This window comes from Maribacter sp. MS6 (assembly GCF_056839185.1).
This window is the reverse complement of sequence record NZ_CM166389.1, coordinates 2,293,283-2,300,688: the sequence shown is the minus strand read 5'-3', so window position 1 is coordinate 2,300,688 and position 7,406 is coordinate 2,293,283. Positions and strand designations below refer to the sequence as shown.

Genomic DNA, 7,406 nt, shown 5'->3' with positions numbered 1-7,406 from the left:
ACCTAAAGAATATGCGTAAACAAATATTGGTGCTTGCTTTGTTTATAGGAGCTTTTGCACTAAGGGGCCAGGAACTTACCATTCCCCAGTTGTCTCAATATCTAGCAGATAACCCTTTTGTGATGTCACCTACCTATGCAGGTATCGGAGATCATGTAAAAATAAGGGTTAACGGACTTACACAATGGGTTGGTGTTAAGGATGCTCCGGACACCCAGTCCTTGGCGGCAGATATGCGTGTTGGCGAAAAATCTGGTGTTGGTGCTTTGTTGTATAATGACAGTAACGGACAGACCAAACAGCGCGGTGCTAGAATTTCGTTTGCGCACCATTTAACCTTAGACCGGTATGAAGACGAGTTTTTATCGTTTGGTATATCTTATAATTTTAACCAGTTTAGAATTGACATAGAAAATTTTGATGCGTTAGATCCCAGCGTAACCGACGATAGGGCAACTACAAATCATAACTTTGATGTTGGATTGCTTTACCGGTATGATAAATTCTATATTAGTGCTAACGCATCCAACCTATTGGAGAAAGATCTTTCGGCGTTCAATCCAATCTTTGAGCCAAACACATTGCGAAATTATTATTTGTATACAGGTTATAGATACAGTAAAAGTAAAAACAGCAACCTAGAGATAGAGCCGTCTATTTTCTTTCAACTATTTGAAAGTGATGGTAGGTCGGTAACGGATTTGAACGTAAAGTTCCGTTGGTACGATTTTGAGGATTATTATTACGCTGGGGTAACTTATCGTTTTCTTAATGATCAAATTGGTGACCCTTTATACATTGCACCCATCGTAGGGCTTAAGAAAAATAACTTTTACTTCGGCTACTCTTATCAAGTTATTCTAAATGAAATTTTAGGTTACAGTAGCGGAACACACGTAGTGACTTTAGGCGTTGATTTGTTCCAAGGGATAAGTAATTGTAGGTGTACCTATTAGATTTTGGTTTCTTTCCTTTAGTTTTGCCAAAATTTAGATTGATAAATGGGAATTGTACGAGTTGAAGATATTAGGGTATATGCCCATCATGGCTGCCTTTCCGAAGAAACTACCATTGGGAGCGATTACCTTGTTAATGTTCTTGTAAAAACAAACCTTTCCAAAGCCGCTGTAAGCGATGCGCTTATTGATACCGTGGACTACGTTCACATCAATAAAATAGTGGAGGAAGAGATGGCCATACCATCGAAACTTCTAGAACATGTAGCGAAACGGATAAGCGATAGAATTTTTTCTGAAATTCCAATGGTGAAAAAATCAACGATAGCGGTCTCTAAAATAAACCCTCCCATTAACGGAGATGTTGATAAAGTGACTATTGTACTGAAATCGAAAAGAAGGTGATTATATCTTTTTGAAACTTTGAAATAAGGCAGTACCTTTGCAATCAATTTTGGCATCGTGGCCGAGTGGCTAGGCGCAGCTCTGCAAAAGCTTGTACAGCGGTTCGAATCCGCTCGATGCCTCCAAAACCCTCCTTTTAGGAGGGTTTTTTTGGTATTGGTATTTTTTGTACAACGGTTGCCCAGAAGCTTCTGGGCACTCCATACCTCCAATACCTTTTTTTCGGTATTTTTTGTTTTTGCCATGGAGTAGCTTGCTAGATTTCTTAAAAAGAATTTAGATTACCTCAGAATGCCGGGAATAACGGCTTTATTAGTCCGGTAGTTTGGCAGATATACTTTTATATTAGCGCTGCAAAAGAAAAACTAAGAAAATAGCTGGAATAAAGTAAACAGCAATGGTTTTAGCACCTTCATAATCTTTGGCTATCCGCTGCCCAAATAGCAACATTAGAAGCGCAATACAGGAAAGAATGGCACCATAAAAGGCCAAGGTAGGGTCTTGTGACAGCAAGAGTTGAACTATTCCCATAAGACAAAGTACACCAGCGGCAACTTCGATAACAAGAACAGTCCCTAAAAGAACGGGAACCAAATTTTTCAAAGGCGTTTCGGAAAAATGTCCTTGTAGCCAACCTAGGTTTCCGCCCCAGTCTGTTACCTTATCTATACCGCTTTGTAAGAAGGTAATGACAAGAAACAACAACAATAGTAGTTCTGTGGCATGTTTTAAGAGATTTTCCATATCAAATATTTTTAGTAAAAAAAGGATTGTTTGTTATTGTCCATTGGGTTGCAACGGACTGGTTTTTTTATGTAGCAGCCTGGTTAATTTAATAGACAGATCTGTAAAGATGATTTTGGCATTACCATTTCTTTCTATATGGTATATAGCATTTTCCAACTCTTCAACAATAGGCAAAATATTGTTTTCGTGTACGAATGGCGCAAATTTTTTCAATTGAAAACCATCTACGTGTATTTTCATGTAGGCCAGCTCTCCTGTACCATAGTTCAGCAATAACGCTTGGCGCATCACCATAATGCAATAGTGCAAGAATTTTTTCTGTGTTTCCCTGCCAGTCTTTGCCAGTTCCTCGCTCCAAAGAATGAGTTCGTGTATGGCCGCTTTGTTACCTTTTGCCTTAAATGCACTTCGCACCCATTGTACGAACCATTTTTCAAAGACCAGATCCTCGGAGTCGTTATGAAACAGGTCCAGTGCTTTATTGAAATTCCCATTGGCTTCTTGTGAAATACGCATTGCTTCTTCTTTGGTAGCACCTTTATCAATTAGACCAGAAACTATGGCTTCTTCGGCCAACGGTGGAAAATGTAACACCTGGCAACGAGATTTTATGGTTTGGATAATTTGTTCTTCATCTTGGCACAGAAGCAAAAAAATAGTTTTGTCGGGCGGCTCTTCGATAAGCTTCAAAAGTTTGTTTGAAGCAGCGATATTCATGCGCTCAGCCATCCAGATAACCATTACTTTGTAACCCCCTTCATAGGATTTTAAGGAGAGTTTTTTTAAAATATTCTGCGCTTCGTCTACCCCTATTTGTCCCTGTTTTTTTTCAATCTCTATAAGCCTGTACCAATCGAATAGATTTCCATAAGGCTGCTCTGACATGAATTTGCGCCATTCTTGAATATAATTATCACTTACGGCATGCGATTTTGCCTTGTCCGAGTTTGCGACAGGAAACGCAAAATGCATATCCGGGTGCGAAAATGAATTAAATTTTAGGTTACACGCAATCTCTCCACCTTCGTTTTCACTGTTAGTGTTGTTGCAAATTATATATTGTGCGTAGGCCAAGGCCATAGGCAAAAGGCCGGAACCTTCTGGTCCTACGAATAATTGGGCGTGAGGTGTTCTGCCGGCATCGGCACTCATGGTCAAATGATTCTTAATATGGGAAAGTCCTAGAATATCCTTAAAAAACATAATTTCAAATATAAGTGTTTTTAATGCAGTGGAGAATTAAGGTTCTTACTACAAATTTACAGTAACAGAGTTGTATACCCACTCTATTAATCTTTACATTTGTGCCTTATTTAAAAGGAAAACCTCATGAAAGAACTGGACGATTATAATTTCGAAAACAAAAAGGCATTGATACGTGTAGATTTTAATGTCCCGTTAAACGAGAATTTTGAAGTTGCCGATATGAATAGGATAGAGGCTGCAAAACCTACGATTATAAAGGTATTGGAAGATGGGGGTAGCGCAGTACTTATGAGTCATTTAGGAAGGCCAAAAGGCGAAAAAAACCCAGAGTTGTCCTTAAAACATATTTGTGCAGCGGTTTCCGATGTGATTGGGGTTGCAGTAAAGTTTGTGGATGATTGTGTTGGAGAGAATGCAGAAAAGGCGGTTGCAGAACTTCAAAGCGGAGAAGTATTGTTGTTGGAGAATCTAAGATACCATGCCGAAGAGGAAAAAGGAGATGAGGCGTTCGCTGAGCAATTATCAAGATTAGGGGATATATACGTAAATGATGCTTTTGGTACGGCGCACAGGGCACACGCTTCAACTACCATTATTGCAAAATACTTTAAAGATGCAAAGTGTTTTGGGTATTTGTTAGCCAAAGAAATCAAAGCAATAGAAAAGGTCATGCGTACTGGTGAAAAACCTGTTTTGGCTATATTGGGCGGCGCAAAGGTATCTTCAAAGATTACGATTATAGAAAACATTTTAGACAAGGTAGATGACCTAATTATTGGTGGTGGAATGACCTACACGTTTATCAAGGCTCAAGGAGGCCAGGTGGGAGATTCTATTTGCGAGGATGATAAAATGGAATTGGCGATGGAGATTTTAAAGCAGGCTAAGGATAAAGGGGTAAATATTCATATTCCTGTGGATGTGATTGCTGCGGATGATTTTAGTAATACGGCAAACACTAAAATTGTAGATGTTGACAAGATTGAAGATGGCTGGCAAGGACTTGACGCTGGCCCTAGAACATTAGAGAATTTTAAAAACGTTATTCTTGGTGCCAAGACAATTCTTTGGAACGGCCCTGTTGGCGTCTTTGAAATGGAAAGTTTTGCCAAAGGCACTATCGCAGTAGGCAACTTTATAGACCAAGCTACGCAAAATGGTGCTTTTTCATTGGTAGGCGGTGGAGATTCCGTAGCTGCAGTAAAACAGTTCGGATTTGAAAATAAGGTAAGTTATGTATCTACGGGTGGTGGCGCAATGCTAGAGAGCTTAGAGGGTAAAACTCTACCGGGTATCGCGGCAATATTAGCATAGTAGGGACGTTATCGATAAACGGGGCTTTCCGAATTTTATATATTTTAAGGAATAATATTTTATTCTATCGATAAAATGTACGATTTTCGTTAGTCCCCGCTAGTAAACTTTCGTCAGCTATGTACAACCCAATATCAAAAAATACAGTTTTAGTAGGTTTATTTTCGGTAATTCTAGGCGTTAACGCCCAGCAACAGGATTCCGTTCCAGTAACCTCACCTGTTGAGCCTATATCCCAGACAATAACAGATAGCCTTTCTCAGGCTGATGTATCCAAGCAGCTACTGAAACTAGAGACTAGTTTTTTGCCTGACGCACCGGTATCGCTTTTTAAGAGAAATGACTCTACACAGTATGATTTAAGAGATCACAAGGCAGCTGCTAAGTTCGATAGTCTTTGGATGAAGGAGCTACTACAGAACGCTTCTCTTTTTGACGAAATGTACGAAGACGTGGTTCATCTCGATACGGTTACTACCGAAGTCCCTTTAGTGGAATTAAACACGGATACACTTAAACTCCGTTTGGAAAGACTAAATAGGAAAACACCTTTTAACGTTGCCTACAATCCTTCCTTGGAAAGCGTTATTAAGTCGTTTTTGACAAGAAGGCGCGGGCTAATGGAGCGCATGATGACAGCGAGCCAATTTTATTTTCCGCTTTTTGAACAAGAATTGGATAATCATGATATTCCTTTGGAAATGAAATATTTAGCCATTGTAGAGTCTGCCCTAAATCCCAAAGCTAGGTCACGTGTAGGTGCAACCGGGCTATGGCAGTTTATGTATGGTACCGGCCGAGAGATGAAACTGAAAATAGACAGCTATGTTGATGAGCGCAGTGACCCTATAAAATCTACAGAGGCCGCTTGCAAATATTTAAATAGGCTATACAGTATTTACGAAGATTGGGATTTGGCATTGGCCGCCTATAACTCAGGGCCTGGCAATGTCAACAAAGCAATCCGACGGTCTGGCGGATACAGAAATTATTGGAACTTAAGAAGCTATTTGCCAAGGGAAACTGCTGGTTATGTACCTGCATTTTTGGCTACTATGTATATTTTTGAATATGCCGAGGAGCATGGAATACGTGGAAAAAAGGCGGAACGAAATTATTTTGAAACGGACACGATACATGTGAAAAGTCTAATAACCTTCGATCAGATATCTAAATTAACAGGAATCGAGAAAGAACAGGTTGCTCTTTTGAATCCGTCATATAAGCTGGATGCCATACCCTATATAGAAGGGGAAACGAATGCGTTGCGTTTGCCTTGGGATGTTATGGGTAAATTCGTTGCAAATGAAGAAGCTATTTATGCGCATGTAGAAAAAGAGTTGAAAAGTAAGGAAAGCCCTTTGCCGCAACTTGCACAGCAAGCCGAAGAGAACAGGATACGTTATAAAGTACGCAGTGGAGATTTTTTAGGAAAAATAGCCGAACGTTACGGAGTAGGAGTTAGTCAAATAAAGCGATGGAACGGTCTTAGGAGTAATAATCTCCGAATCGGACAGCGTTTAACTATATATCCCAAAAGGAATGTAAATGCTCCTGTAAAACCCAAAAGTACCCCTTCTAAAACGGCTGTAGCCAGCAACAGTAGGATACATGAGGTACGGACCGGAGATTCTCTTTGGACGATTTCTAGAAAATATCCTGGAATTAGTATAGATAATTTACGAAAATGGAACGGTATTAGCGGTAACAATCTAAAACCAGGTACAAAATTAAAATTGTGCGATTGTTCATCTTAAACCAAAGTCCAAAAATGAAAAAGTTATTCACATTAAGCTTAGTTGCAGGTCTTGTTTTATCGTCTTGTAAGGAAGAAAAAAAGCAAGACTATTTACCCAATTCCATAGGAGCTTATAATACGCTTACCATAGTTATAGAAAATGAATTATGGAAGAGCGAAGTAGGGGACAGACTCCGTGAAAATTTTGCAGCACCCGCCTTGGGACTTACTTGGGACGAAGCGCTTTTTAGTATTACTCAAGTACCGCCCCAGGTATTTAACGGAGCCGTGAGAACTACCCGAAATGTGCTTTATGTAATGGAAGACTCTTTGGATATAGCGCACATGAAGTCCAATATGTACGCAAAACCGCAAAAAGTGGGAGTACTTAAAGGGAGAAACAAAGCAGAGATTATAGAAAACCTTAATGAAAAAGCCCCAGAGTTTATTGAGACATTTAAGAAACAAGAGATAGAAGAAGCCCAGAGACGATTTTTACAGTCTTTAAATAAAGAGAAGGCCTTAGAACAACACTTAGGTATTACGCTAAACGTTCCATCAATTTATAAAGTAGGAAGAGAAGAGGATAATTTTGTTTGGATCGATAGGCAAATACAAAAGGGAACGATGAATATTATCGCGTATAGTGTTCCTTGGGATACTTTTGATAACGATAGTACATTTGTACAGGACATTATAAAAATGCGAGATTCGATCGGCAAGCTTTTTATACCGGGAGAGCCAATACCGGGTAAGGAAAATTATATGATTACCGAGAAAGCATTTTCGCCTTATGTCTTCCCTGCACAGGTTTCTGGTAACAAAGCAGCTGAGGTTAGGGGAATTTGGGAAATGTCTGGATATCCAATGGCAGGTCCTTTTTTAACCTATATAATCAACGACAAGCCCAACAATAGAAAATTAGTACTAGAGGGCTTTACATTTGCTCCTGCGACTGAGAAAAGGGATTATATGTTTGAGTTGGAGGCCATACTCAAAACTTTGAAATTCAACAACCCCTGATAAGGGGCCATATCAAT

Annotated in this window: 7 protein-coding genes and 1 tRNA gene; 6 read left to right on the top strand and 2 right to left on the bottom strand. The window is 39.5% G+C overall.

All coding sequences use genetic code 11. The features are described from left to right. Positions 1 to 11 precede the first annotated feature (11 nt). The 3 genes from MS6x_RS10155 to MS6x_RS10145 all read left to right on the top strand — a co-directional run bounded on the left by MS6x_RS10155 (position 12) and on the right by MS6x_RS10145 (position 1,486). Complete coding sequence (locus tag MS6x_RS10155; protein WP_482601631.1) at positions 12 to 956, top strand: PorP/SprF family type IX secretion system membrane protein; 945 nt, start codon at positions 12 to 14, stop codon at positions 954 to 956. A 45-nt stretch (positions 957 to 1,001) separates the two neighbouring features. Further along, a complete protein-coding gene (gene folB / locus MS6x_RS10150; RefSeq protein ID WP_482601629.1) occupies positions 1,002 to 1,361 on the top strand; it encodes a dihydroneopterin aldolase in 360 nt (119 codons plus the stop codon). 51 nt (positions 1,362 to 1,412) lie between these two features. Next, a tRNA-Cys gene (locus MS6x_RS10145) sits at positions 1,413 to 1,486 on the top strand. A 220-nt stretch (positions 1,487 to 1,706) separates the two neighbouring features. On the opposite strand, the gene MS6x_RS10140 is transcribed toward MS6x_RS10145, so the two are convergent. Beyond that, the gene (locus MS6x_RS10140) at positions 1,707 to 2,105 is read right to left on the bottom strand and encodes a DoxX family protein (protein WP_482601627.1); all 399 of its coding nucleotides are present in this window, start codon (positions 2,103 to 2,105) and stop codon (positions 1,707 to 1,709) included. A gap of 33 nt (positions 2,106 to 2,138) precedes the next feature. Next, a complete protein-coding gene (locus MS6x_RS10135) occupies positions 2,139 to 3,311 on the bottom strand; it encodes a DNA polymerase III subunit (protein ID WP_482601625.1) in 1,173 nt (390 codons plus the stop codon). 126 nt (positions 3,312 to 3,437) lie between these two features. On the opposite strand from MS6x_RS10135, the gene MS6x_RS10130 reads away from it, so the two are divergent. From MS6x_RS10130 to MS6x_RS10120, 3 genes are all read left to right on the top strand, one after another. Beyond that, on the top strand, positions 3,438 to 4,628 hold the full coding sequence (locus MS6x_RS10130) for a phosphoglycerate kinase (protein WP_482601623.1): 1,191 nt from the start codon (positions 3,438 to 3,440) through the stop codon (positions 4,626 to 4,628). Positions 4,629 to 4,747: 119 nt separating this feature from the next. After that, a complete protein-coding gene (locus MS6x_RS10125) occupies positions 4,748 to 6,385 on the top strand; it encodes a LysM peptidoglycan-binding domain-containing protein (RefSeq protein ID WP_482601621.1) in 1,638 nt (545 codons plus the stop codon). Between the two features lie 14 nt (positions 6,386 to 6,399). After that, positions 6,400 to 7,389: a DUF4837 family protein gene (locus MS6x_RS10120; RefSeq protein WP_482601619.1), complete on the top strand. Its 990-nt coding sequence runs from the start codon at positions 6,400 to 6,402 to the stop codon at positions 7,387 to 7,389. The last annotated feature ends 17 nt before the right edge of the window (positions 7,390 to 7,406 follow it).

What these genes read in the sequence shown, in the direction of transcription:
- MS6x_RS10140 (WP_482601627.1), bottom strand. Translation starts at nt 2,105, where the DNA reads ATGGAAAATCTCTTAAAACATGCCACAGAACTACTATTGTTGTTGTTT.
- MS6x_RS10120 (WP_482601619.1), top strand. Translation starts at nt 6,400, where the DNA reads ATGAAAAAGTTATTCACATTAAGCTTAGTTGCAGGTCTTGTTTTATCG.
- MS6x_RS10130 (WP_482601623.1), top strand. Translation starts at nt 3,438, where the DNA reads ATGAAAGAACTGGACGATTATAATTTCGAAAACAAAAAGGCATTGATA.
- MS6x_RS10155 (WP_482601631.1), top strand. Translation starts at nt 12, where the DNA reads ATGCGTAAACAAATATTGGTGCTTGCTTTGTTTATAGGAGCTTTTGCA.
- folB (WP_482601629.1), top strand. Translation starts at nt 1,002, where the DNA reads ATGGGAATTGTACGAGTTGAAGATATTAGGGTATATGCCCATCATGGC.
- MS6x_RS10135 (WP_482601625.1), bottom strand. Translation starts at nt 3,311, where the DNA reads ATGTTTTTTAAGGATATTCTAGGACTTTCCCATATTAAGAATCATTTG.
- MS6x_RS10125 (WP_482601621.1), top strand. Translation starts at nt 4,748, where the DNA reads ATGTACAACCCAATATCAAAAAATACAGTTTTAGTAGGTTTATTTTCG.